We start from the raw sequence: 25,529 nt of genomic DNA on the forward strand, positions 1-25,529 counted from the left end.
AAGGAGGAAAGCAGGCATGACGACCGAACTACCTTTTAACTTAAGCAAACCTTCACAGCGCGCATTCGATCAGGCAGGGATTAAAACGATGAATGATATAAGAGCGTACACCGAAAAAGAGCTTCTTTCCCTCCACGGCGTTGGACCAAAAACCATCCGTCAGCTGAAAGAAGCAGGTGGATCTTTCAAAAATACTTAAGAGGTGACGATTTATATGATGACAATCATTCTGATCTTTTTTGTATTTTTCGTGACCTTTTGCATTAGTGCCGTGATGAATATTTTGAATAAAACCACTCAGGGCCGGCACTGGTTCTATTCCGTATTGTTCAGCCTCGTGATTGCGGTTATTGGTGTGCTGATATTTGAACCGAGGGAATGATTTTTTAACAAAAAGTCATAATATGGTTCTAATTAGTTTTTCAGGGTGTTGCACATTCAAATCTCTGGTGATATAGTGGTCGTGCACAGAAAATTAAATACCGTTATCTGCACTAGGGGTGCAAATTAGCTGAGATGTGAGCATTAGCTCCGATCCCTTATGACTCGATCAGGATAATACCTGCGTGAGGAAGTGTAGTGACTTCTCTTTTTATATCAGGAGCAGTGGCTACATCTTTCGCGGATGTGGTCTTTTTTTGTGTAAAAAACTGCTCCTGGGAGGAATACTAAATGGAATGTGGAACAAGCAAAATTGTCGGATGCCGTTTTTCACTGCATCCAATGGCGGGAGATTTTATTTCGGTCATTAAAGGCGCGCTCGAGGCAACTGACCTGACTGGTGTCTGGAAGCATACAGATGATGTCTCAACCGTGATTCGCGGACAGGAACAGCATGTATTTAACGTGATCAAAGCGATTACGCTGCATGCTGCAAAAACCGGTGAACATGTCGCCATCAATGCAACTTTTTCAGCAGGCTGTCCGGGTGATACAGCAGGCGATTCTTATATGGACGTTGATCAAGAAGTGCACAACCATGAAGAAACAAAGCAATATGTTTCTTCACAATTCGCACTATACCCGATGAACAATCCGGATTATATGAGTGTCATCTACAGGGAAGTAGATCGTGCAAAGGAACGCGGTGTATTCAATGACTCTATGCATTATGCAAGCGGGATACATGGAGATATTCATGAAGTGTTTGATTTTTATGAGGAGACTTTCGGTAAGTCAAGATCAGATGAGCACCGGCATTTAGTGATGACCATGTCAATGAGTATCAATAGTCCATCTCACAAGGGGGATCACCATGCTTAAGAGTTGGAAGCTGAAAGAAGTCGTTCTGATGTCGCTATTTGCAGTTGTATTCGGCATTATTTACTTATTGTTTGTACATATCGGAAACATCTGGGCATCTTTGATTGGTCCGATTGCATATGAATGGATCTTCGGTATCTGGTTTATCGTGTCTATTATTGTCATGGCGATCATCCGAAAGCCTGGTGCTGCAGTGATTCCTGAGACCATGGCTGCTGCGATTGAAGTCATGCTTGGGAACGCACTCGGTCCCCGTTTGATTTTAGTAGGAGTGATTCAGGGACTTGGAGCTGAAGCTGTTTTTGCCGCCACGAGGTATCGCCATTTTAACCTTGGGATTTATATGATGGCTGGTGCGGGGGCCGCGGTGTTCAGCTTTGTGTACGGGTATCTGTTAGGCGGTTTTGCAGCGCTCAGCACTGAATATGTATTACTGATGTTTGTGATCCGTGTGATGAGTGGTGCCGTTATTGCAGGAATTGGCGGTAAATACCTTGTAGATGCACTGCTTGCGACAGGTTCGCTGAGAGGCTATGCCATTACAAAGCGTGATGCACATGTATAACGTCATCTCTTTGCAGAATGTATCATTCCGTTTTCCAGATGATGCGGAGCCGGTATTTGAACAGCTGCATTTTGAGGTAAGAGCCGGCGAACGTGTTGTGATCACAGGACCAAGCGGGTGCGGGAAGTCTACGCTTTTATACCTGCTTAACCGCCTTTACCCTGAAAACTGTGACGGGATCATCTCAGGACAGGTTGACCTGCTCGAAAAGGCAGCAGCTGACTATGCACCAGGTGAAATTAATCAGCGGATTGCCACTGTTTTTCAGGATCCTGACAGTCAGTTTTGTATGCAGACCGTTGAAGAAGAGCTCGCTTTTACACTTGAAAATGTGGGTGTACCATCAGATAAAATTAATGACCGGATCGAACAGGTGTTACAGGAAACCGGGCTGGAATCGTTCAGGGAATCTGTTATTCAGACACTGTCAGGCGGTCAGAAGCAGCGTGTCGCTACTGCATGTGCGTGGGTGTTAGAGCCTGAAATTCTTCTGCTTGACGAGCCGCTCACACACTTAGATCCGGTGACCGCTCAGGAGTTTGTCGCTTGGCTCCGCGGCCTTCATGAATCAAAAAACCTGACAGTGATTGCGATTGATCATCAGGTTGCTTTATGGAACGACTTTTTTGACCGGGAATGGCAGATGGTTGCTTCAAAACCTGTTGAACAGGCAATCACAAGGGAGCAAATCCAGACAGATCAGATCGCTTTAGCTGCAAAAGGCCTGGCTGTAGAGCCAATTGTTTCACCAGCCACTTTTTCATTAAAAAAAGGAGAGATTGCAGTTCTTGCAGGTCCAAATGGCAGTGGAAAATCCACGCTGCTGAAGGCATTGTGCGGGCTGAAATCCACTGGCGGCCAGGTAGAACCAAAACGGATCGGATATGTACCGCAGTCTCCTGAATTCTTATTCTTAACGAAGTCAGTCAGAGAAGAGCTTTTATTTGGCGGAGGATCAGATGTGGAAGATATTCTCAAGCGGTTATACCTGAATAAAGTGAGTGAATCAAATCCTTTTGCTGTCAGTCATGGTCAAAAGAGACGGACAGCGATTGGTGCCATGCTTTGTGACGGACGGCCTGTGATCGTAATGGATGAACCGACTGCCGGACAGGACAAAGCTACTTTACGGGAGCTTGAAAATCTGATTACAGCGCGCGCAAATGAGGGCGTCACATTTCTGATCGTGACGCACGATATGAATTTTGCAGACCGTGTGGCAGATTCACTGCTTTTATTACATAAAGGCAGTCTGAGCGGTCCATTCAGTCCTACTACAGTCTGGCAAGATCAAGAGCTTCTTAAACAGCACCGCTTATGTCCGCCATTCGGAGGTGACCTGCATGATCAACCGTATGAATCCTTCGGTTAAATTCATTGCGATCACCGTTTCAATGATCGCAATGGCATTCTTTTTCAATCCATGGACGCCACTTGTGTTCTTTGTCGGTGTTGTATTGATCCAGTTGATTTTCGCAAAAATTTCATGGAAGGTGTGGAGCCTGATGATGCTTCCCTTCCTGCTTGGCGCAGTCGGTTATTTCTGGACGACACTTGTATTTGGCAGTGAAGACAGCACGCTTGGCACTGCACTGTCCCTAAGCTTCAGGGTGCTTGCATTCTCCAGCCTGTCTCTGCTTTTTGTCTTTACCACAAAACCGGTTGATTTCATCTTAAGCCTGATGCAGCAGATGAAGCTGTCTCCAAAAATTGCGTACAGCATCCTCGTCGGATATCAGTTCCTGCCTGTTTTAAAGGATGAATTTTTCCAGATCCGGCAGGCTCAACAGCTAAGGGGACTTGAAGTGCCGAAGTCTCCTGTTAAAAGGGTACTCGCGATGCGGCATGTACTGATTCCAATGCTCGCCGGTGCTGTGAGAAAAGCGGAGCGGACTGCTTTTGCAATGGAAGCGCGCGGATTTACCGGTCAAGGCAAACGGGATTTTTACCGGAAAATATCTGTCGGCCGGGTTGATGCAGCAGGAATTGCTTTGTTTTTGGTCCTGCTGTGCGGGAGCATGGCTGCAGGAGTATTATGAGAAACAGCTGGCGTCGGCCGGCTGTTTTTTAGGGAGCAGACCCAGGACTATTTACACTTTCCTGCGAACATGGTGTGTTTTTCTGCGAACGACTCGTGTTTTTCTTCGAAAACCACTCATTTTTTTTAGCACACATTCCTCCATTCTGTGAACATCACCCACTTTTCTACGAACCGGTCCTGACAATTTCTTTACACCTCCCCCAATTAAGCATAAAATTTAACTATTGTTCAAAATCAGACTGAAACGAGGAATATTAACATGAAAAAAATGATGTTATCAGCTGCTGCACTATCCACTGCGTTAGTGCTTGCTGCATGCGGAAACGCTGAAGAAACCGAGGACACAGACCAACAAAGCTCCACAGATGAAGTATTTACAATCGGTGTCATCCCCGCACAGACTGAGGGTGAAATGGAAGGCGCGATGAATAAGCTTCAGGACGTGCTGACAGAGGCACTTGGACGGGAAACGGAAATTGACGTTTACCCTGACTATAATGGTGTCGTTGAAGCGATGAACTTTGACCAGATTGATATGGCTTATCTTGGACCGTTGACATATGTGATCGCACAGGAAAGAAGCGATGCAAAAGCAATTATTACACAGCTTGTAAATGATGAACCGTTTTACCATTCCTATATCATTACGCACCAGGATCAGCCGTTTGAATCAATTGAAGAACTGCTGAGTGACCCGTCAGAAATCGATTTTGCGTTTGGTGATCCAAACTCAACTTCAGGCTCACTGATCCCTTCAATTGAACTGCAGGACCGTGGTGTGTATGAATCAGAAGACAGCTATGAATTCAGTACAGTCAGATTTACCGGTTCTCATGACGCAACGGCGCTTGCTGTGCAAAATGGACAGGTCGATGCCGGAGCGATTGACAGCGCGATTTATAACCAGCTGATTGAATCTGGTAAAATCGATGACAGCCAGTTAAAAGTGATCTGGACGTCAGAACCGCTCTTCCAGTATCCGTGGGCTGTTACTGCAGGCACTGATGAAGATACGATCGCTTCATTGCAGGAGGCATTTTTAGCGATTGAAGACCCTGAAATTCTGGACGCATTCGGTGCATCAGGATTTACAGAAGCAACACCTGAGGATTACGACAGTATTTTAGATGCGGCACAAAAAGAAGGCATTTTAGATGCTGAATAGAGCTGATTGCTTTGTGGTTTAAGAAAAAGCACATCGCACTTGCAGCTATTTTGATTGCTTTGGTGTTATTCAGTATGCGTATAACTGAATTTGACCTTGCAAAATTTCGGGACTTTGGAAATATGATCGAGTTCCTGGGACAATGGTTTCCAATGGATACATCAAAACTGCCGCTCATGATTGAGGATGCCGGTGAAACACTCGCTATGGCATTTCTCGGAAGCTTTCTTGCACTGCTTGTGGCGCTTCCAATCAGCTTTTTGGCAGCAAAAAACACAGCGCCGACTGGATTCTTTTACTTTTTAAGAACGGGTCTGAGCTTTATCCGGTCTGTTCCTGAGATCGTCATTGGGCTAATTCTGCTGACCATGCTTGGTCTCGGTCCATTTCCGGCAGTGATCGCGATTATGATTCACAATGTCGGCGTACTTGGCAAGCTGATTTCAGAGCTGATTGAAGCAGCTGATCCCGGTCCGCAGGAGGCCATGCGCGCAGTAGGAGCCAAACGCTGGACTGCGCACCTGTTCAGTATTCTGCCTCAGATCTGGCCGAATGTGTTATCACATTTTTTCTATCGTTTCGAAGTGGCAATCCGTACATCGCTCGTACTCGGATTCATCGGTGGCGGCGGAATTGGCCAGCGGCTGTTCAATGATTTTAAAACATTTCAATATAGCGCAGTCGCACTCGATGTCCTGATTATCATGATCATGGTCATCGTCATTGATTTTCTCACCAGCTATATCAGAAACCGTGTCATTTAAGGAGTGAACAGGATGATCGAATGTAAAGAGGTGTCAGTAACATATCCTGGTTCTCAGACAAAAGCACTCCAGGCGGTTAATCTGACATTTACAAAAGGGGAATTTATCTGCGTGCTGGGTAAAAGCGGTGCCGGCAAATCAACGTTTATCCGCTGCCTGAATGGACTTCAGACACCAACTGAAGGTGACGTGATTTACAGTGAGCAGTCTCTGAAAAAACTGAGTGAAGCTGAACTCAGACAGATCCGGCAGCATACAGGTATGATTTTTCAGCAGTTTAACCTGATCCCGCGTTTGTCTGTGATGCAAAATGTATTAACCGGTCTGTTTGGCAGCCGCTCTTCATTTAAAAATCTGACGGGTCTTTTTACAAAAGAGGAAAAGTCCGCTGCTCATAACGCAATCAGAAGTGTTGGACTGAATGGATTTGAAAACCGCCGCGTGGAACAGCTCTCTGGCGGACAGAAGCAGCGTGTAGGTATCGCAAGAGCACTTGTCCAAAAGCCGGCTGTCATGCTTGGCGATGAACCTGTTGCTTCACTTGATCCCGGAACAGCCAATCAGATTTTCACGCTGCTGCGGAATATGCATGATGACCTGGGACTGCTGACAATCATTAATGTCCATGATCTTCAAATGGCGAAGAAATACGCTGACCGGGTGATTGCACTAAAGGATGGTCAGGTGATTTTTGATGGACTGCCGGAGATGTTCGGTCAGGAAGAATATAACGAGACTTATGGTGATGAATGAAAACTGCCGGGCACTGGTATGCGTGTCCGGCAGTTTTTTCAGTTTAGTAGTGGCTAATCAAAAGTCCCGAAGTATTGAAGCCGGGCTGAAATACGTTGAGGGCAGGATGATTTCCGCCGAAGTTTACGTGCACTCCTTTGAACATCCATACTGATCTGCCGAACGCTGCAAGATTTCAAATCTCTTCACACAGGAGAGGGCTTGTTCTGGATCGTAAAGGTTTTCTGGCGGCTGCGGTACCACTGATAACAGATGAGAATAATCAACATTACATCTATCGCGTCACCCCCGTAATACATCAGCATCGCACCACTTTCCCCCGCTGTCCGGCTGATCCCCTCAGGCGGAGTTGCATAAATCATTTTAGAGAGAATTTTGTGTCCTGCAAGTGCAAGAATCAGAATTGCTGCACGATGATAAAAGGAATAACGGTGGGCAGTGAAGTCTGCTTCCAATATGACGTGAGTGAATAAATATCCTGCGAGGAACACATGCAGGTGAACAAGAATAAATAGAACGAGAGATGAATGTATCTGGTGGAACAGACCTGTCATATATAGCAGGAACAGCCCGCCAATATTTAAAAAAGCTCCTGTCAAAGGGACATGTAATAAGCTGATATATCTGCTTCTTTTTATAAGAGAAGTCAGCTGTCTCGCTTTTAAAACAGGAAGCGATTTTAACAACAATGTAACCGGTTTTGATAACACCAGTAAAAGCGGAGCCAGCATCCCCAGCAGTAAGTGGACGACCATGTGTAGTGTGAAATTACCATGCGCACCATTTGCAAGAGGTCCCGCAAGACTGGTAACAGCTGTTGTTACACCGGCGATAAATAGGACGAAACGATAGCCGGGCCAGTTCGACTGCTTTTCATAGCCAAGGTAATAAGCAGTTAATGCGATCACACCAATCATCACAACTGCAACTTCAAATCCGGGACCGGGAAAAGAGGCTTCATGTACATGCTCCATCTAATCAGCCCCCCTGGTGAATGACGTTTTCTTTAATAGGACTGCTCCTGCGACCAGGAGTGCAGCTGCAAATAGATTCCACGCAAGGTCGTATGGCAAAATATCAACGCCATAGCGGATTTGATGGATCTGCAATAATTTGTGATTGACGATCCCATCAAACAATTGAAATCCACCCGCCCCAAGACAGACGCTACCAATCCATTTTGCCCAATGAATATGTAATTTTCTTCTGAGATCTGCAAATAGAAACAGCCCGAACACTGCTGCAAAGAAGCCGAATGATGTCAGTAACCCATCAGTAAGAATACCAAATCCGGTTGTCGCACGGTCATAGAAATGATGCCATTGAAGCAGCTGGTGGAAAATGACTTCATCAATGATCACCATTAATCCAATCCCGAATAAGACGCCTGACCAAAGATGCTGCTTTTTCTCCATCTTTTTCACCTCTTTTTCATCGTTGTTTTTCAGGTACCCTCTTATATTTTCCTGAAACAGACATTCTCAAGATTTCCCAGAAAAAAACTTCAGCCTAATGAATGATTGGTTTTTACAGGCGAAATATGGTTCAGTAGTACATGAAGGAGTGATTCAAATGGCTGAAGAAAATCGCTTTAAAAGAGATGTAAAAGATCATTGGAGAGTTTCTTATAATCAAAATGGATATCCCCACGTCCAGCAGGGGTGGATTTTACCGCCTGAACGGATGAAGGAATTTGATCCATTTATTTTAATGGCAGATGACTGGTTCAAGCGCGGGACTTTTTCAGACCATCCGCACAGAGGATTCCAGACCATCACCTATGTAGTAGATGGCAGACTTGAACATATAGATAATCACGGCGGACATTCAATTCTTGACGCAGGAGATGTGCAGTATATGAACGCCGGCTGGGCTGCGCGACACGGTGAGGAAGCAGTGGATGATGACCTGATTCATACGTTTCAGCTCTGGCTGAACCTGCCGCACGAGCTGCGGACAACCACAACTTCTTATCAGAACGTCTACCTTGAAGATGCACCGGTAGCAGAGGTGGACGGTGGCAGTGTACGCGTATATTCCGGAGAGATTGCCGGAGTCAAAGGACCGATGGAAAGCCTTGTTCCAATCACAATGACTGAAATCCGTTTGAAAGAAGGGGCTGAATACAAGCATGTGATCCCTGAAAATCATAATGGATTTTTCTATGTGACAGCAGGGGAAATCGAGGCAGGAGAATCATCAGTTCCACTTGCGAAAACGGATGTTGGAATCCTGACGTATAAAGAAGACGGAAGCGATGCAGACAGTGAATTCACAATCCGCGCGAAGACACGTGCACGCCTGCTTCTATATTCAGGCGTTCCACTGAAAGAAGATTATGTTGCACACGGCCCATTTGTGATGAGCAACATGGATGAGATCCGTGATGCGATGCGTGATTTCCAGGCCGGGAAGTTTGGCAAGCCTGCGGTGAAATAAGACACTGCTAAAAGAGGATGGGACTGCCCATCCTCTTTTTATTATGTGATACCATTTTTATCAATCCTTATGCTTTATACGGAGTACCATGGAAAATGTTTCATGCAGAGAAGCGGAAGACGTGTTTTGAAATAAGTGGAAAGGTGATAGAATTAATCTGATTGCTGACAGAAAAAATTTATAGCAGTAGATAAATGTCCAATGTCATAATTGTGTCACTTGCTCTCAGGAAGCAACGCTTGGTAAACTTAACAGAACGTTTTTAGAAAGAAGGTGTCACGCTTGCTACAAGCTTTAATTATTTTTGTTGCCCAGCTGATTTTTGTTCCCGTACTGACCCTTCGCACAATTATGATGGTAAAAGGAATGAAAGGGAAAGCCTCGGCGCTTGGTACGCTTGAAGGTGTTATCTATGTTATTGCCCTTGGTCTCGTGTTTAGTGATCTATCAAACTATTTAAATATGGCAGCTTACGCATTAGGTTTTGGTCTTGGTGTATACCTTGGACAACTCTTAGAGCAGCGGCTTGCAATCGGATTTGTGTCGATAGAAGTCAATATTATCAGGAAAAATGAAGAGTTAATTCAGAATCTGCGAAATGAAGGCTTCAGTGTATCAACATCTGAAGTGGAAGGAATGAATGAAGCACGCCGTTACAGACTCGACTGTACAGCCCGTCGTGACCGTGAGCGTGAATTTATTAACATCGTCAGCACGTATGAACCAAATGCGTTCATCGTTTCCTATGAACCGCGAAACTTTAAAGGCGGCTATATTACAAAGGCTATGAAACGTAACAGAAAGCGCGGATTGCAGAAAAAGGAAGCGTTAAAAGACTCTTAAAAACCGGCTTCGGGATTTTTCCCGGCCGGTTTTTTCTATCTACAGCTCGCGCTCAAACATGACCAGGTCCAGCCTGCGGATTCCATGCTCATAGACTGGTGGATCATAGTCTGCAAAGTAGTCTTTTATAATTGAAAACATACGAAAGCCTGCTTTTTGATAAAATGCAAGATTTTCAATACTGGAATTCGCCGTACCAACATTCATTGTCTTAAAACCATTATCTTTATATAATTTCACTGCCGCATCAATCGCTTCTTTTCCTAACCCTTTTCCCCGCTGATCTACTGACAGCGCAATGTTTTTAAGCTCTACGCTATGCTCAGACAGTGTGATAAAAAGCACAACTCCGGCAACCTGTTCCTCAATATGTATAACGTATAAATCTCCATAATCAATATATGAACGGACGGCATCTTCACTATCGTCAGCTAAAAGCAGCCAATCAATATAGTCAGCACGCTGTTCATAAGGTACAGCTTTCAGCAGCATCACATTGTCCCCCAGATATAAAATAAACCCCCTGATCCTAAGACCAGGGGGTTCCTCAAAATTTGCGGCGCCGGACCACGCTCCACAACGTGATAACATCCGAACGTCTTATGCAAACGAGCTCATCGCAACGTTTACTTTACGTGATCAAAAGAAAAGTGTCAATCTATTTTTCCTTCCTCACGCAGTACTTCCTCAAATAATTCAACGACTGTTTCATCATATAAATCGCCTTTATGCGCCTTTATTTCCTTTAAAGCACTCTCGGCAGTCCAGGCTTTACGATAAATCCTGTCTTCAGTCAGCGCATCAAAGGTATCACTGACTGCAATAATTTTTGCCTCAATCAGGATCTCGTCACCTTTTAGCCCGTCCGGATACCCGGAGCCATCAAGCCGTTCATGATGCTGGTGAATGATCGGAGCCAGATCCTTATAATAAGTCTGTTCAACCATCGCAGCGCCGTCTGCAGGATGTTTTTTCATGATTTCATATTCTTTTTCTGTCAATTTTCCCGGTTTATTCAGAATGTCTTCCGGGACATGTACTTTGCCGATGTCGTGTAGGAAAGCAGCCCTGGAGAGCCTTTTCAAATGGCCTGTATCCATCTTCATTTTTCTGGCAATTCCTACTGAATATTCAGCAACCCGCTGACTGTGTTTAGCTGTATAACGATCCTTTGCTTCTACTAACTTTGAGACTTCTTCTAGTGCTGCAAGTTTTTCACTAACATGATAAAAAGACTCTTCGTTGGAGAAAATTAGTAACTTTACGTCTTCAAGCGTTTTAAAATGAACTGGTTCTTCAAGCCCCTGAGAACAAATATAATCTCCAGATGAAAGTACAACCTTTTCACCATCATAATCTTCACACTTGAATACACCAGATAAAACATAATAAAACTCCAATACTTCTTCGTGAGCGCTAGGATAAATATAGAACATTTTATCTTTTTTTATTAATTGATCCATGATTTCCATCCTAGGATTATTAACAAGAAGATTAACTTTGGTGCTGTCATAATCAACTTGCTCAAGTGAATGGCCTGCTTTATTAATACTAAACCCCCTCATGTTACAACCTCCTTACAATTAAAATAGAACGAGTATTACGCCCGTTCTATCTCATATAAAATATTAATTTCTAGTTCCGCCAACGATCTCAATCGGATCAATCCACTCTCTCGTATCACCAAAGCGTACATGCACCCAGCTGCATTTCGCCAGTAATCCAAGTTCAGCTGCTTCCTGAATACCCTGATCTGTTAATGCAAGCGTCACGTCGTATACGTGCTTGATCACTGCATCACGCTCAGCTTCATATGCTGCTGTTAATTCAAAGTATGTTTGTACCTGCTCGGAATCTGCATTTAATGCCCCATGCGCCTGTTCAAGCTGAGCTTCTTTAACTGAAAGCACCTCATTCAATGCTCCATCTTCCTGACCTGACGCTTCCAGTGCAACCAAGAGCGCAGTTTTTTCCTTTTTCAATGCTAGAATATGAGCAACTTCGTCAAGTTGACTAATCTCATTAAAATAATCATTTTTTAATGCATCTGTAACAGCGACGCCATGATCAATTTCCGAATAGATCTCATTGTTTTTCTCATCAACTACCTCTAAAGCGTCTGTATTCGAAGTATCTCCTGTTGCAAATGCCGGTGTTGCCAAACTTAATAGTAAAACGAGTGAAAATAGTGCTGTCATAAATTTTTTCATTTTTACATCTCCTATCCTATTAGTTGCAATGCACCTTCTTAAATTCTTTTTCGAAATAACATCTTACCTGATATTACCTCTACTTTATCCCCCCTTTATTATACAGGCGCTAAAAGGATAAGGCTATTATTTTTAAAATATTTCGAACACTCTTGTATGATTATACAGGAAGTGTGTATACAAATATAAAAACCCACCGTGTTGAGGGAGGGTTTCACAAATAAGATGATAGTCATTTCATCACAACTTCGCTGCATATTCCTTAAGTTTTACACTCATTTCTTCTATTTCATTTATAAAAGATGAGATTTCTTCGGTCGCAGAGGCCTGCTCTCGGCCAACAGTCACAACATTTTCGACCATTGACTGAATTTCGAATATAGACGCCTGCATCAGCTTTAATGTTGAACTGATTTTTTCTGTAGACTCGAGTGTATCATTTGATAATTTGCGGATTTCTTTCGCTACAATATTAAATCCACGTCCATGCTCACCTGCTCTTGCAGCTTCAATGGATGCATTCAGACCGAGGATATTCGTCTGACTCGCGATCTTCTTAATCATACTGATGACTTCATCAGTATTTTTCATCGCATCAGTTGCCTCAGTCGATTGCTGCAGCAGTGTTGAAGAATAAGTAGCAAGTCCCTCTGATCCGTTATGTATAGAAGTTATTCTGTCATTTGCCTGATTGATTGATTTAAAAATCTGATCCGAGATCTCCTGAAGTGCTTTTTCGTTCTGCTCCTGAATTTGAATCGCTATCGCTCCAATTACCTGACCATTTTCTAATATTGGCGCAGCAAGACCTGTGAAAGAGACACCGAAAAATGCTTCAGGTACTTCCTGCTTAATGTCCTTTTGATCACGAATGCACTCAGCAAGTGGTTCATTCGGGTCTATATTACGACCTGCCCGAGCCCCGATATCAATCTTCCTTCCAGGATAATAAGCAAGCCATTTTTCGGTGTCGACTACACCAATGCCCACGTCAGGCAGCATCGCGTGTATAGTAGGTATAACCTGTAAAAACGCTTCCAATTTACTTGTTGTGGTTTCATTTGAATACTCGATTGATTGCATGGATATAACCCCTTTTATTTTTTATAGATATTTTATATACCCGATACTTTAGAATGATAAACTAAAGACCTAGTTATCATAAACAAAAACGGGTAAAAGGGGCACATTGAAAAGCATGTTCAGGTTTAAGCCAAATACTTAAGGGAAAAATTATAGAAAACTCATGAAGGAGCTTACATATGACCAACATTCCGGAATGGACGATGCATGATGGCTATAAAATCCCTGTCACAGGTCTTGGGACGTATACGCTAAAAGGCGAGCAGGGCGTTGAATCAATGACCGCTGCAATTAAAAACGGCTACCGCCTGTTCGACTCAGCGATCCGCTATGATAACGAGGGCACATTAGGTGAAGCAGTTAAAAGATCAGGTATTTCCCGTGATGATCTATTTTTAACGTCAAAACTGCGTGCACAGTATTATGATTACGATCGTGCGCTTGAGATGATTCAGGAATCACTTTACCGTGCAAACCTGAGCTACTGGGACCTGTACCTGCTTCACTGGCCAAATCCAAAACAGGATCAGTACGTTGAAGCATGGAAAGCGTTGATCACTGCACAGGAAAAAGGGTGGGTCCGCTCGATCGGTGTATGTAACTTTATGCCGGAGCATCTGGAGCGGCTTGAGAAAGAAACCGGTGTAAAGCCAGTGATTAATCAGATCGAACTGCACCCTTACTTTTCTCAAAAAGAACAGCGAGAATACAACAAGCAGCATGAGATTCTCACAGAAGCCTGGAGTCCGCTTGAGAGAGCCGGCAGCGTTCTGAACGACGAGACACTTCAAAACATTGCAAATCAGCATAACAAGTCAGTAGGGCAAGTCGTTCTCAGATGGATCTATCAGCTCGATACGATCTCACTGCCAAGGTCCTCTAATACGCACAGACAGCGCGAAAACCTTGAACTGTTTGATTTCGAATTATCCGATGAAGAAATTGAAAAAATTAATGGTCTAACGCGGGAAGACGGAAGAATTGCAGACCAGGATCCGCGAGAATATGAAGAATTTTAATGATCCGGATCAGCAGGCAGCACTGCTGATCCTTTTTAAATATAAGTAAATTTTTACACAAAAGATGTTAGATGTTCCATTAAAAAGGGAAGAGTATAGGTGGCAGAAAAATTACATATTAAAGGAGTGGAGAAAATGAATCAGGAGCAATTTGACAAGGTCAAGAACGGAAAAGGTTTTATCGCAGCACTCGATCAGAGCGGTGGCAGTACGCCAAAGGCACTAAAAGCTTATGGTGTAGAGGAAAATGCATATTCCAATGAAGATGAAATGTTCGATATGGTCCATGAAATGCGCACAAGAATCATTACTTCTCCTGCTTTTACATCTGAAAAAATACTCGGCGCGATTCTCTTTGAACAGACAATGGATCGTGATATCGAAGGTAAGCATACAGGCGACTATCTATGGGAAGAAAAGGGTGTTGTCCCGTTTTTAAAAGTCGATAAAGGACTCGCAGATGAAGAAAACGGCGTGCAGCTTATGAAACCGATTAGTGATCTGGACGAAACCCTTCGCCGTGCAAATGAAAGACATATTTTCGGTACAAAGATGCGCTCAGTCATTAATGAACCAAATGAAAAAGGAATCAGAGACGTCATTGACCAGCAATTCGAAGTAGCCAAACAAATTATTGCTGCAGGTCTCGTACCGATCATTGAACCTGAAGTCAATATCCATAGTAAAGATAAAGAACAATGCGAGGCGATTATGAAGGATGAGATTTTGAAGCATCTGAACAATCTCTCTGAAGACCAGAATGTGATGCTGAAGCTGTCGATTCCAACAAAAGCCAACTTTTTTAAAGAGCTGGTAGAGCATCCACGTGTTGTGCGTGTGGTCGCATTGTCAGGCGGGTACTCACGTGATGAGGCAAACGAAAAGCTGCGTGAAAATGACGGCCTAATCGCCAGTTTCTCACGCGCACTTGCATCTGATCTGCGCCACGGCCAGACACAGGAGCAGTTTGACGCCGGACTAAAAGATTCAATTGATACGATTTATGATGCATCGGTGAATAAGAAATAATATTTTATGCTGCCTGAAGCGATGATGCTGCAGGCAGTTTTTTGTTTTTTCTGCATAGGTCTAAATTTACTTTTCTACGAAGTAGAGATGAGTTTCTAAGGACACTCACGTCTATTCTAAGAACCACCGCAATTATTCTACGGACCAGTATCTTCTCTAAAAAAACACCGCAGACTCCTAAAGCCCGCGGCATTTCATCAAATTATACAGTTGTCGTCTCTGCTTTAATCGGATCTTCAGCAATCGCAGCACCGGTATTCACTAAACCAAGTGCATTTGAAGTCGTTTCGTTAATTTCTTTAATCAAGTCCGGATGCTCAAGCAGATTTTTTCCGTAAGAAGGAATCATCTCCTTGATCTTCGGCTCCCACCCCTTCATTTCGTCAGGGAAGCAACGGTTCAGAACATCGAGCATGACGGAAACTGACGTTGAAGCACCTGGTGAAGCACCAAGCAGCGCAGCAATCGATCCGTTTGCACCGCTGATAACCTCTGTTCCAAACTGAAGCGTTCCTTTGCCGCCCTGCTTCGTGTCCTTAATGACCTGGACACGCTGGCCGGCTACAACAAGCTCCCAGTCATCACTATTTGCATTCGGTACAAATTCACGCAGCGCTTCCATACGCTGTTCCTTGGATTGCAGCACCTGCTCGATCAAATACTTTGTCAGCGGCATATTTTTCATACCTGCAGCAACCATTGTTGTCAGGTTGTCCTTTTTCACAGAAGTAATCAGATCCATATTTGAACCTGTCTTCAGGAACTTCGGTGAGAATCCTGCGAACGGACCGAAGAATAATGATTCTTTTCCATCAATCAGGCGAGTATCAAGGTGCGGCACAGACATTGGCGGTGCGCCAACCGGTGCTTTCCCGTACACTTTTGCATAGTGCTTCTCTACGATCTCAGTCTTTTTACATACCATGAATAAGCCGCTCACCGGGAACCCGCCAACATTTTTGCTTTCAGGAATACCTGATTTCTGAAGCAGATGAAGGCTTCCCCCGCCCGCACCGATAAAGACAAATTTCGCCTTATGGTATTCAAGACGATCGTTTTTAAGGTCGCGGATTTTCAGTTCCCACTCACCATCCTCAGTACGCGTCATATCGTCAACCTGATGCTTGTAATTAACTGAAACGCCCTCTTCTGATAAATGAGCAAATAGTTTACGCGTCAGTGCACCGAAATTCACATCCGTTCCAGCATCAATTTTCGTTGCTGCGATCGGCTGATTCACCTGACGACCTTCCATGATCAAGGGAATCCATTCCTTCAGCTTCTCCGGATCATCCGAATACTCCATACCGGAGAACAAAGGATTTTCTGAAAGCGCTTTAAATCGGTTTTTTAAAAAATTTACATCTTTTTCACCATGAACCAGACTCATATGAGGAAGAGCCATAATAAATTCCTTAGGATTCTTAATCAGTCCACTATCCACCAAATGGGCCCAAAACTGCTTGGAAACCTGGAATTCCTCATTTACTTTATTTGCTTTCGCGACATCAATTGTCCCGTCAGGTAATTCATTTGTATAATTTAATTCACATAAAGAAGAGTGACCTGTCCCTGCATTGTTCCACTCATTTGAGCTTTCTTCCCCTGCACTGTCAAGGCGTTCAAAAGCTTTTATATTCCAATCTGGAGCCAGTTCCTTCAGCAAAGATCCAAGCGTTGCACTCATAATACCGGCGCCAATTAAGATAACGTCTGATTTAATATGTTTGTTACTCATTTTTACCGTCCTTTTGTAAGCTAAGATTTTATTGAAAAGATTAATAGTTATTTTTCGAACTATTTCTACATATTAATATTGTATCATTCTGAGGGATTCTTTCAAATCTTTATTTGTTCATGTCATACTGGGGACGGAGGTTAAAATGCCGTCATACAGCACTTTAACCTCCGTCCCCAGGGTGCCCAACTGGTAACATTTAAACAACCTTCTTCAATTTACTAAGAATTTCAGAAACACCAATCGCAATTGCTGCATTCAGCATTACTAAGATCGAAATAAGAAATCCCATAGATTCATATTTTGAAATAAAGTTCATTATGAAAAAAATAAAACCTCCTGCAAAAAAAAGGAGCCCGAATATTAACAGAAACCTATCCAGTTAAAACACCTCTATCTAAAACTTCTATACTAATCCAGGTGTTTTGTTCCGGCGCTTCGCTGTCTTTCAATCTCTTTTTTCAATCGCTCACGCTGACCTCTCAGCTCACGCGTAATCACTAATTCATCATTTACATCAGACGTCTTCAGCTTCAAATACTGATCAATCGCTTTTTCAAATCCCCGGCTCACTTCATCAATCGCTTCAATCAGCGTGTGATGCGTGAGCGGAATTTTATCCTGCTGGCTTGCCTTATTCACCTTCTGCATCAAAATCGTCTCAGCATATAAAAGATTGGCATACGTTTCAATTGACTCTTTGTTAGCCGCCATTCCCTTAATGTCAGCCGCCATCTGGATCGTCCTGACAATCATCCCGGTCATCGCATCAGGATCAACCTTTTTTCTTATAATTTTTCTTACTTTCGTTTCCCCAACACCATTTCTTAACGACTTTTCAAACGTCTGTAATGTCTGAACAAATGTTGACCGGAACCGCTGCTCTTCCAAGTTCTTCTTTATATTTTCAAACATGAGATCTCTCCCTTACTCAGTCACAGGATTTTAGGACATTATAACAAAAATTAGGGGAAATGTTGGTGGTGGCGATTAGAATGGTATTAAAAATGGCACAGCGGGGACGGAGTTGAGTGCGCCACTTTTAGAATCATTCCAAAAATGAATCACTCAACTCCGTCCCCGCTGTACCGCTTACCTCAAAGGACAATTCCCGCAATACGGCTGCTCCTGCCCCTCCTTAATCTGATACAGCCTGCAGCATGTCTCCCTTACAGGAATCACGTCCCAGCTTTCCGGTCGCTGAAGGTATTTTGTAAATGGATTTGTTGCAACGCCGGTCCATTCTGCTTTAGGGTCTGTCATTTCTTTAAATAGTGCTTCGAGCATTTCCTGAGGGTACTCCTCGGCTTTCTTCCGAAACACGGCCTGCATACGCACGGCGATATTTTCCCATAAAATCTTTTGAGGAATTTTACAGGTTTTAGAGAAGTGCTGAACCATTGGCGTCAAATGTTCTGCGAATACAACCGTTTTCCAGTCACGGTCCATTTCATGGTACTGTTGACCTTCGAGTAATACGAAATGATCAAAGTGAAACGCTGCTTCTTTCAGCCAATTTTCTTTTCCTTTATAGAGTCCGTAATATTCAAGAGCGGCTGCTGCAGTCATCACTGCATATCTTTTCATCACAAGAGAGGCCGCCGTTGACTCAAGCTTAATATCACTGACGCGGGCATAGCGGCCAACGACTTCTGCGATTACATCCGGGTTCTCAAGCTGCTTAATCAGTAAGCCTTCTCTGCCATGCTGTTTTTCAATCCGGTATTGTTCTAAGTCCATGATCAGTCTCCTTTTAAAAGCGTTTAATCTTTACATCACTGGTTCCGGTAGCGAAACAGCAGATAGAGGAAAAATGGTGCGCCGATTGCAGCGGTGAATACACCTGCCGGAATATCAAGCGGCATGAACACCGTCCGTGCCACAAGGTCCGCAATGAGCACGAGAAATGCACCAATCAGCGCCGTCAGTACGGCCAGTCCCGGGAATGAACGATGAACGAGGCGTCTTGCGATATGAGGTGCCATCAATCCTACAAATTCTATTCCTCCTGCATAAGCGGCTGCAGTTCCTGCAAGCATCACACTGCACATTAAAAAGATAAACTGCTGGAGCTGCACGCGAATGCCCACACTGACCGAAAAATCCTCACCAAGCTCTGTTACGTTCAGACCTCTGCCAAATACGATTAAAAACGGAATCGGGATGAGCAGCCACCAGATCATTGAGGTGACTTCACTCCATGAGGCAGCGTAGATACTGCCAGTCAGCCATATATAGGACTGTGTGGTGGTGGCCGTATCACTCATTACCAGCATAAACGTCACACATGCCTTCATAATTGCGGACAACCCGACCCCGATCAGCACAAGCCTGATCGGCGTTACCCCTTTATTCCATGAAATCAGATAAATCAGAAGGGCCGCAAATAAGCCGCCTGCAATTGCTGAAAGGGGTAAATATTGCATACTGATGACCCCGGCACCAAAAGAAATAAATGTAACAGCACCTAGAGACGCGCCACTTGTAATCCCGATAATATCAGGTGCAGCAAGTGGATTTCTCACCAGACTCTGCAGGATCAGACCAGCCACACCCAATGCCGCTCCAACTAAAATCGCCATCAGCGCACGCGGCAGGCGAAGTGTCTCTACAACAAACGAATGCTGATCAATCTGTCCTGTGATCTGCATAAATACTTCAGTGAGCGGAATCCAGTTACTTCCTGATGAAAGACTGACTAAAAATACGGTCATCACTGCCAGTAACCAGATACCTGTTACCATCAGCCAGCGCGCCGACAGCTGAATCGATACACGATCGTTAAATAAACGGAATGTCCATTGCTTCATCTTTTCGACACTCCTTTTTTAGCAAGGTAAATAAAGAATGGTCCGCCTATAAATGCGGTCATAACACCAATCGGCACTTCCTGAGGCGCGATCACAACACGGGCGATGATATCTGCAGCAAGCAAAACTGCCGCTCCTAAAAGACCACTGTAAGGCAGGATCCATCTGTAATCATTACCTACAAGACTTTTAGCCATGTGAGGTACAATCAGGCCAATAAAACCAACAGAGCCAACAACGGCAACTGAACCGCCTGCAAGCACAATGACCAGCATCCCCATCACAAGCTTCGTCAGCCATACTTTTTGTCCAAGCCCTTTAGCTACGTCATCACCTGATGAGAAAACCCCCATCGGCCGCGCCATAAATAGACTGATCACTAAAGCAGTTAACAGAAATGGCAAAACAGACATCAGCATCTCCAGATCGCGCCCGGCCACTGAGCCTGAGATCCAGAAAAGAACCGTTTGAATTGACTGCTCATCAAGTACGAGCATGCCCTGTGTAAAGGATACAAATAATGCTGACAATGCAACCCCTGCAAGAATGACTTTGATCGGTGTAAGACCATCACGGCCAAGGCTTCCAAGGAAAAAGACTGTCCCTCCGGCAATGGCAGCGCCTAAAAACGCAAACCACATATAACCTGAAAGTGATGAAATCTCAAGCCAGGTAATCGCAAATACAATAAAGAAAATGGCCCCCGCATTGATGCCTAACAGATCGGGTGCAGCAAGCGGATTTCTTGTCAGCGCCTGGACAAAAACCCCTGCCAGTGCAAGGTTCATACCAATCACTAAAGAAATCAGTCCTCTGGATAGACGGGAGGTGCCAATAATAAGATGGTTCGTATTATTCGGGTCATAGCTGATAATCGCTTCCCACGTTTCAGGCAGGGGAATTGCCGTCTGACCAACTGCCAGACTTGTCAGAAACAGAAAAATAACAGCAGCGATTAAGCTGATCAGACCGGTGAGTTTTAGTATTGGGGAACGTAACATGATAACGCCTCTTCTTTCATGAGAAAAAGGGGACGCAATATGCCTCCCCCTCACTCAAATCTTATTGCTCAAGCTCAAAATATTCGTACATATCATCAAGCATCAGGTTCGCAGCCTGCAAACCGCCAGCCATGTTCCATGCAACCTCATCTACTGTAAATACGTTATCGTTCTGTACAGCTTCAAGGTTCTGATAAAGCGGGTGAGCCGTCCAGTCTTCAAATGTGTTCTGCACATCCGGTGTATCCTCCATGAACTGGAAGAACACATCTGCATTCATCTGTGGAATAGCTTCTTTATCATTTAACATCACGATTTCTTCATTTTGACCCTGAAGTTCAATCGGCTCTTCAAACCCTGCTTCCTGAAGAATTGAACCGGCAAAGCCAGTCACATAAATACGTGCGTGATCTGCACGGTAGTTCAATACAGCAGCGCTCATTGGCCAGTTTTCATTAGAAGCGATCTTTTCCTGGAAGTCTCCAATACGGCTTTCCCAGTCAGCTAAAAGCGTTTCAGCCTTTTCTTCTTCTCCAAGCGCCTGACCAATCAGGTTCGTTGTTTCTTTAAAATCATAGATCGTTTCGTTTACAATTGTTGGTGCAATCTGTGAAAGCTGCTCATAAATCTCTTCATGACGGATCTGTGAAGCAAAAATCACATCCGGCTCTAAAGCAGCAATCTCTTCAAGGTTAGGCTGCGTTTCCTGCCCCACATAAGTCACATCCTGAAGGTCTTCCTTTATGTAATCATACATCGGCACCTGTACCCACGATTCTACAACGCCAACCGGTGTCACATCAAACTCAAGTACAGTATCAGTTGCACCCTGATAAAGCGATACAACACGTTCAGGCTTTTCTTCTAAAGTAGTCGTACCCATCGCATGCTCAACTTCAATTGCGCCGCCTTCAGACTCAGTTTCTTCTGAAGCAGTGCCATTATCTGATTCAGTTGCATCCGTAGACTCTTCCTCACTGCCGCCGCAAGCTGCCAGCACGAAAGCAGAAACCAGACACGCAACAATAAATAACAATAACTTTTTATTCATTTTCTTAACTCCTTTTAGTGATAATGATTTTCATTTGCAATATCATTGTATTATAAGTGAAAATGATTATCAATATCTCATTGAGAATTATTTTCATTTATTTTTAGCGGCGCAATGGGCACAACAAAAAACAGCCCGTAGACTGCTTTTTCATTTACTCATGATTGAATTTACCAAATGCCCTCATCGCCAGTGGCACCACACTGAAAATGGCCAGGAATAAAAAGCCTGTCGCAAGTGTGAACTGAGTGGCAATATAACCAAATCCTGTACCAGCTACAATTAGAACTGCATTAAAAACCAGTGATTGAAAGGATTCAAGCGTGGCCCTGATCCTGTTGTCTGCCTTTTCATGAAGCGCACCCAGGATTAGCGGCTCTGTCATGCCTGCAGCCAGTAAAAAGAAGATGATAGCTGCAGCGCCAAGCCAGTTGACTTGAAATGCTGAGAAGATCAGCGCCGATGCACCAGTCAAAATCACAACTGTCAGCAGACTTTTACGCCTGAATCTTTTTCTTAACGCGTGAGCAGCCAGCGCACCGGGTATTTGAACGACCAGAATGACGCCATAAAACAGCCCAAAAATAGAGAGCCCGATCCCTGCATCAACAAGGTACAGCTGCCAAAACTCTTCAACAAAACCTGCAGCCAGTCCGACTGCGATACCTAAAAAGAGAACATACACTAAGGCAGGCTCCCCTTTAAAAAACCTGAATGCTTCAATGACCTGATCAGACATGGAGTGGGCCATTTCATCAGCTTGACGGACAGTATCTTTTAATAAAAACGTGAGGATAAAAGCAATCACTGTACTCATCAGTGACAGCCAGTAGTTAACCTCAAGCGGAACATTTACAGCTAACAGGCTTCCTCCTTTTAAATGTGACTTCTATTTTTTATTATATCACTAATATCTAAAAATTCAGACTTATACGAGATCATAGCTGTTCAATGATTAGCTGAATGATGAGGACTGCAGTGACAATTCTGAGCAGCGGTTTTACCTGGGACGGCTTCATCTTTTGTGCAAGCCTGACGCCCGTTTGCGCACCGAGAAAAGATCCCGCAAGTAAAGCAAGCGTCAGCGGCCAGATAATATGACCGGCTGCGATATAAGTGACTGCTGCACCAAAACAGCTCGAAAACGTAGCCAGACGCACGAGCCCGACCGCTTTAATATAAGAGACCTTCAGCCAGCTGAACAAATACAGCATCAGCGTGCCCTGTCCAGGTCCAAATAAACCATCATAAATTCCGATACCGTAAAGTCCGGCTGCACCAAATCCGCCTCGTTTCAACGTTTGGTTATGTTCAAAAGTACTTTTGTTTAAAAAAGAAGTCGTGAGTGCAAAAATCAAAAGAATGACTGCTACAATCGTCAGGTTTTCAGCCGGCAGTGCAGAAGCTATCAAACCACCCGTGATGCCTCCGGCTAAGCTGAAAGGAATAATCCAGAGGGATTCTTTTAAATTGATATTTTTATGACGTAATAAATAATAAAATGCTGAGAATGAACTGACTGTATTTGATACCTTATTTGCCCCGATCGCACTGTGTACCGGTAAACCCAGTAACAGCATAACCGGCAGACTGATCAATCCACCGCCACCTGCAAGCGTACCAAGTGTTGTCGCAACGATGCCCGTTAAAAAGATGAATAGCAGTTCCATACCGATCACTCCTCTTGTATATATTGTAAAAGGAGTTTTTATATAAGTAAAATCGATAATAATTATGCTTTTTGATTAGTTTTACTTATTAAAAATAGACGCCCTCTTATGAAAGCGTCCAATTTAATACGTGTTAGATTTCATTTTTAAAAACGGAAAAGAAAAAACCAGGCCTGCCAGATAAATAACGACAAGCAAGTAAACAGGCAGTAAATGAATAAACGTTGTGTATCCAATCACAAAGTGTGTGGCAATACCTGCAGTGAATGCCGGCAGCGCCCCGATCGCGATCGTATTCCAGACCCACGCTGCACCTTCCCGGAAACCCCATAAAGCAAGCAGCAGAACGATCAGACCAACACTGATCAGTGCACTTCCAAAACCGGCCCGGTCATGTGCAATAACCGGAATCAAACGCTCATTAACAGCTTGGAGCATTTCAGGTGTTACGCATAAGTAACCTAGATCCGTCGCGACAAATACGCCTGTCATCCCGATGAACGTAATCACAATGCCGCCAACCATAATCATCGCACCCATCATGACAAATAGAAGCTGGCCAATATTGCTGAGCTTCCAGGCACGGCTGTTGGTTCGATTAGATGACGATGGAAATGCATGCGATTCTTGGGTGAGATAAAAACTCGTCAGATAAATCGGCAGCAAAACCAGCCAGAACACCCCGTGAAGCCAGTCAAAATAGCCATAGCCAATAAACGCAAAAATCCCCAGAAACCCTGTTATTGCAGCAGTATGAAAAGCGACTTTAGTCCAATGAAGACGTTTTGAAAGACCATGACGTGCCAGCTGAATATATAAAATTCCGCCACTGATCATCGTCCCGGCAAGCGCCATCCGGTCATGTGCCATAAAAGCCAGTACAGCCGGATTAAACGCTTCAATCTCTGCTCTTGTCATGCCAATAAACTGTTCATCATACGGCAGAATAATCCGGGTCATACTGAACCCGAGCGCAATCATACCGCCGATCAGAATCGCAAGCCCAAAAAGCAGCCCCCACAGTGCACCTTTAGCATTTTCTTCCTCAGGTGTTTCTTCTAACATCAATTCGTTTATTCGCTTTGGAAGTCCGGGCCCTGAAAAGACATACCCTTCCTCAAGTAAAAGAAGAGACGCACCTGCACCTACTAACTTCTTCGCATCAGCAGGTTCTTTCACAGCGCCTTTTACGACGACAGTAAGATCATCAGAAACTGCACGCACTTCATTAGCGGCTTCTATACATGCAGAAAGTGCCTGGTCATCTTCTGTAAATGTATGTTTGTACTCTTTTTTAGGCGCATCTATTACAACACCTTTTATGTATGGTGATCTAAGTAAAACTGCATTCAGCGTTTCAGGCTGTTGCAATAGATAAGCAACATCTGCATACTCTGCAGCTTCTATCTGATGTTCATGCAGAATAAATCCTTTTATAGCATCCTTCATTTCAGTGATGATGACCACTGTCTGATCTAGTGTCATACTTTCATCAATCGTTACCAGCGACGGGCCTTCGAACATACTGACTGCACGTCTGCATGTTTCAAGACTTTGCATCGGTTCCTTTGATGAGAAATAGATTTTTTCTGCCCGCCAGTCGATCTCAGGATCAGATGCTTCTTCTGTATGTAACGACACGGGTCCCGCTTCCAGCACACTAATCCCAAGTGAACCAAAAGTCTTCGCACCTGTTCCCTTTGGATCAAGCCGTGCACTCACTCCGACAGCACTTTTATAATGAACCCCATCAGTCGTATGATGCAGGGAATCACCTGGCGTCATATGTCCAAGTAACTTGATAAACGCGCGTCCGCCAGGCAGTGACGACACAACGCCCATACTTCTGTATATAAACTCTCTCGATTGTCCCGCCTCAAGTCTTGATAACAACGGACGAAAAATCGGATGGTAACTCCAGTCAGGCATGTAAACCTCCTATTGAGATGAATCTTGTTCTTTGATTGTATCGTATGAAGGGGTGGGGTTCTATGGGCAGGGAGGAATTTTGGGTTGGAGACAGCGGGGACGGAGGTTGCTGTATCAATTATGCAGAAAATTCCATAACGGTACAAGAACCTCCGT

The 25,529-nt window shown here is 44.0% G+C and carries 27 protein-coding genes and 1 riboswitch; of the genes, 12 read left to right on the forward strand and 15 right to left on the reverse strand.

What is annotated here, in order from left to right; genetic code table 11:
• The first annotated feature begins 16 nt into the window (after nt 1–16).
• The 8 genes from LG330_RS17505 to phnC all read left to right on the forward strand — a co-directional run bounded on the left by LG330_RS17505 (nt 17) and on the right by phnC (nt 6,551).
• A complete protein-coding gene (locus LG330_RS17505) occupies nt 17–199 on the forward strand; it encodes a DNA-directed RNA polymerase subunit alpha C-terminal domain-containing protein (RefSeq protein ID WP_404406153.1) in 183 nt (60 codons plus the stop codon).
• Between the two features lie 287 nt (nt 200–486).
• Nucleotides 487–590, forward strand: a riboswitch (TPP riboswitch).
• Nucleotides 591–672: 82 nt separating this feature from the next.
• A complete protein-coding gene (locus tag LG330_RS17510; protein ID WP_404406155.1) occupies nt 673–1,263 on the forward strand; it encodes a YkoF family thiamine/hydroxymethylpyrimidine-binding protein in 591 nt (196 codons plus the stop codon).
• The gene (locus LG330_RS17515; RefSeq protein WP_404406157.1) at nt 1,256–1,828 is read left to right on the forward strand and encodes an ECF transporter S component; all 573 of its coding nucleotides are present in this window, start codon (nt 1,256–1,258) and stop codon (nt 1,826–1,828) included. The genes LG330_RS17510 and LG330_RS17515 overlap by 8 nt, the downstream gene beginning before the upstream one ends.
• Nucleotides 1,821–3,200 carry an ABC transporter ATP-binding protein gene (locus LG330_RS17520; RefSeq protein WP_404406159.1) on the forward strand — a complete coding sequence of 460 codons (1,380 nt, stop codon included), beginning with the start codon at nt 1,821–1,823 and terminating at the stop codon, nt 3,198–3,200. The genes LG330_RS17515 and LG330_RS17520 overlap by 8 nt, the downstream gene beginning before the upstream one ends.
• Nucleotides 3,172–3,867 (forward strand): energy-coupling factor transporter transmembrane component T family protein, encoded by a 696-nt coding sequence (locus LG330_RS17525; protein WP_404406161.1) that lies wholly within the window; start codon nt 3,172–3,174, stop codon nt 3,865–3,867. The genes LG330_RS17520 and LG330_RS17525 overlap by 29 nt, the downstream gene beginning before the upstream one ends.
• Nucleotides 3,868–4,128: 261 nt before the next feature.
• On the forward strand, nt 4,129–5,034 hold the full coding sequence (gene phnD, locus LG330_RS17530; RefSeq protein ID WP_404406163.1) for a phosphate/phosphite/phosphonate ABC transporter substrate-binding protein: 906 nt from the start codon (nt 4,129–4,131) through the stop codon (nt 5,032–5,034).
• Nucleotides 5,035–5,045: 11 nt separating this feature from the next.
• On the forward strand, nt 5,046–5,798 hold the full coding sequence (phnE, locus tag LG330_RS17535) for a phosphonate ABC transporter, permease protein PhnE (RefSeq protein ID WP_404406165.1): 753 nt from the start codon (nt 5,046–5,048) through the stop codon (nt 5,796–5,798).
• A gap of 12 nt (nt 5,799–5,810) precedes the next feature.
• The gene (gene phnC, locus LG330_RS17540; RefSeq protein WP_404406167.1) at nt 5,811–6,551 is read left to right on the forward strand and encodes a phosphonate ABC transporter ATP-binding protein; all 741 of its coding nucleotides are present in this window, start codon (nt 5,811–5,813) and stop codon (nt 6,549–6,551) included.
• A 185-nt stretch (nt 6,552–6,736) separates the two neighbouring features.
• Here phnC and LG330_RS17545 read toward each other — a convergent pair whose 3' ends face one another.
• Nucleotides 6,737–7,525: a cytochrome c oxidase assembly protein gene (locus LG330_RS17545; RefSeq protein WP_404406169.1), complete on the reverse strand. Its 789-nt coding sequence runs from the start codon at nt 7,523–7,525 to the stop codon at nt 6,737–6,739.
• Nucleotides 7,526–7,966 (reverse strand): DUF2243 domain-containing protein, encoded by a 441-nt coding sequence (locus LG330_RS17550; RefSeq protein WP_404406171.1) that lies wholly within the window; start codon nt 7,964–7,966, stop codon nt 7,526–7,528.
• Nucleotides 7,967–8,123: 157 nt separating this feature from the next.
• On the opposite strand from LG330_RS17550, the gene LG330_RS17555 reads away from it, so the two are divergent.
• Both LG330_RS17555 and LG330_RS17560 read left to right on the forward strand, forming a co-directional pair.
• Entirely contained in the window at nt 8,124–8,990 is an 867-nt protein-coding gene (locus tag LG330_RS17555) for a pirin family protein (RefSeq protein ID WP_404406173.1), read from the forward strand.
• A gap of 282 nt (nt 8,991–9,272) precedes the next feature.
• On the forward strand, nt 9,273–9,833 hold the full coding sequence (locus LG330_RS17560; protein ID WP_404406175.1) for a DUF2179 domain-containing protein: 561 nt from the start codon (nt 9,273–9,275) through the stop codon (nt 9,831–9,833).
• Between the two features lie 39 nt (nt 9,834–9,872).
• Here LG330_RS17560 and LG330_RS17565 read toward each other — a convergent pair whose 3' ends face one another.
• The 4 genes from LG330_RS17565 to LG330_RS17580 all read right to left on the reverse strand — a co-directional run bounded on the left by LG330_RS17565 (nt 9,873) and on the right by LG330_RS17580 (nt 13,126).
• Nucleotides 9,873–10,325 carry a GNAT family N-acetyltransferase gene (locus LG330_RS17565; protein ID WP_404406177.1) on the reverse strand — a complete coding sequence of 151 codons (453 nt, stop codon included), beginning with the start codon at nt 10,323–10,325 and terminating at the stop codon, nt 9,873–9,875.
• Nucleotides 10,326–10,486: 161 nt separating this feature from the next.
• Nucleotides 10,487–11,398: an HD domain-containing phosphohydrolase gene (locus LG330_RS17570; protein ID WP_404406179.1), complete on the reverse strand. Its 912-nt coding sequence runs from the start codon at nt 11,396–11,398 to the stop codon at nt 10,487–10,489.
• 63 nt (nt 11,399–11,461) lie between these two features.
• Complete coding sequence (locus LG330_RS17575) at nt 11,462–12,043, reverse strand: hypothetical protein (protein ID WP_404406181.1); 582 nt, start codon at nt 12,041–12,043, stop codon at nt 11,462–11,464.
• A 240-nt stretch (nt 12,044–12,283) separates the two neighbouring features.
• The gene (locus LG330_RS17580; RefSeq protein ID WP_404406183.1) at nt 12,284–13,126 is read right to left on the reverse strand and encodes a methyl-accepting chemotaxis protein; all 843 of its coding nucleotides are present in this window, start codon (nt 13,124–13,126) and stop codon (nt 12,284–12,286) included.
• A 179-nt stretch (nt 13,127–13,305) separates the two neighbouring features.
• Here LG330_RS17580 and LG330_RS17585 point away from each other — a divergent pair, with 179 nt between their 5' ends.
• Together LG330_RS17585 and LG330_RS17590 are read left to right on the forward strand one after the other, a co-directional pair.
• Nucleotides 13,306–14,145 carry an aldo/keto reductase gene (locus tag LG330_RS17585; protein ID WP_404406185.1) on the forward strand — a complete coding sequence of 280 codons (840 nt, stop codon included), beginning with the start codon at nt 13,306–13,308 and terminating at the stop codon, nt 14,143–14,145.
• A 135-nt stretch (nt 14,146–14,280) separates the two neighbouring features.
• Entirely contained in the window at nt 14,281–15,174 is an 894-nt protein-coding gene (locus LG330_RS17590) for a fructose bisphosphate aldolase (RefSeq protein WP_404409658.1), read from the forward strand.
• A 202-nt stretch (nt 15,175–15,376) separates the two neighbouring features.
• Here the strand turns inward: LG330_RS17590 and LG330_RS17595 are convergent, their stop codons facing one another.
• From LG330_RS17595 to LG330_RS17635, 9 genes are all read right to left on the reverse strand, one after another.
• Entirely contained in the window at nt 15,377–16,957 is a 1,581-nt protein-coding gene (locus LG330_RS17595; protein WP_404409660.1) for a malate:quinone oxidoreductase, read from the reverse strand.
• A 366-nt stretch (nt 16,958–17,323) separates the two neighbouring features.
• Complete coding sequence (locus LG330_RS17600; RefSeq protein WP_404406187.1) at nt 17,324–17,827, reverse strand: hypothetical protein; 504 nt, start codon at nt 17,825–17,827, stop codon at nt 17,324–17,326.
• 177 nt (nt 17,828–18,004) lie between these two features.
• Nucleotides 18,005–18,652, reverse strand: coding sequence for an IucA/IucC family C-terminal-domain containing protein (locus tag LG330_RS17605; protein WP_404406189.1), 648 nt, complete (start codon nt 18,650–18,652; stop codon nt 18,005–18,007).
• 35 nt (nt 18,653–18,687) lie between these two features.
• Complete coding sequence (locus tag LG330_RS17610; RefSeq protein WP_404406191.1) at nt 18,688–19,722, reverse strand: FecCD family ABC transporter permease; 1,035 nt, start codon at nt 19,720–19,722, stop codon at nt 18,688–18,690.
• A complete protein-coding gene (locus LG330_RS17615) occupies nt 19,719–20,723 on the reverse strand; it encodes a FecCD family ABC transporter permease (RefSeq protein ID WP_404406193.1) in 1,005 nt (334 codons plus the stop codon). Before LG330_RS17615 ends, LG330_RS17610 begins: the two co-directional genes overlap by 4 nt.
• A 61-nt stretch (nt 20,724–20,784) precedes the next feature.
• Nucleotides 20,785–21,774, reverse strand: coding sequence for an ABC transporter substrate-binding protein (locus tag LG330_RS17620; RefSeq protein WP_404406195.1), 990 nt, complete (start codon nt 21,772–21,774; stop codon nt 20,785–20,787).
• A 154-nt stretch (nt 21,775–21,928) separates the two neighbouring features.
• Nucleotides 21,929–22,591: a hypothetical protein gene (locus tag LG330_RS17625; RefSeq protein WP_404406197.1), complete on the reverse strand. Its 663-nt coding sequence runs from the start codon at nt 22,589–22,591 to the stop codon at nt 21,929–21,931.
• A 121-nt stretch (nt 22,592–22,712) separates the two neighbouring features.
• Nucleotides 22,713–23,444, reverse strand: a complete 732-nt coding sequence (locus LG330_RS17630; protein WP_404406199.1) for a sulfite exporter TauE/SafE family protein — start codon at nt 23,442–23,444, stop codon at nt 22,713–22,715.
• Nucleotides 23,445–23,567: 123 nt separating this feature from the next.
• Nucleotides 23,568–25,373 carry a dihydroorotate dehydrogenase gene (locus tag LG330_RS17635; RefSeq protein ID WP_404406201.1) on the reverse strand — a complete coding sequence of 602 codons (1,806 nt, stop codon included), beginning with the start codon at nt 25,371–25,373 and terminating at the stop codon, nt 23,568–23,570.
• Between the last annotated feature and the right edge of the window lie 156 nt (nt 25,374–25,529).

The sequence above is a fragment of the Jeotgalibacillus malaysiensis genome, assembly GCF_044789845.1.
GTDB classification, from domain to species: domain Bacteria; phylum Bacillota; class Bacilli; order Bacillales; family Jeotgalibacillaceae; genus Jeotgalibacillus; species Jeotgalibacillus malaysiensis_A.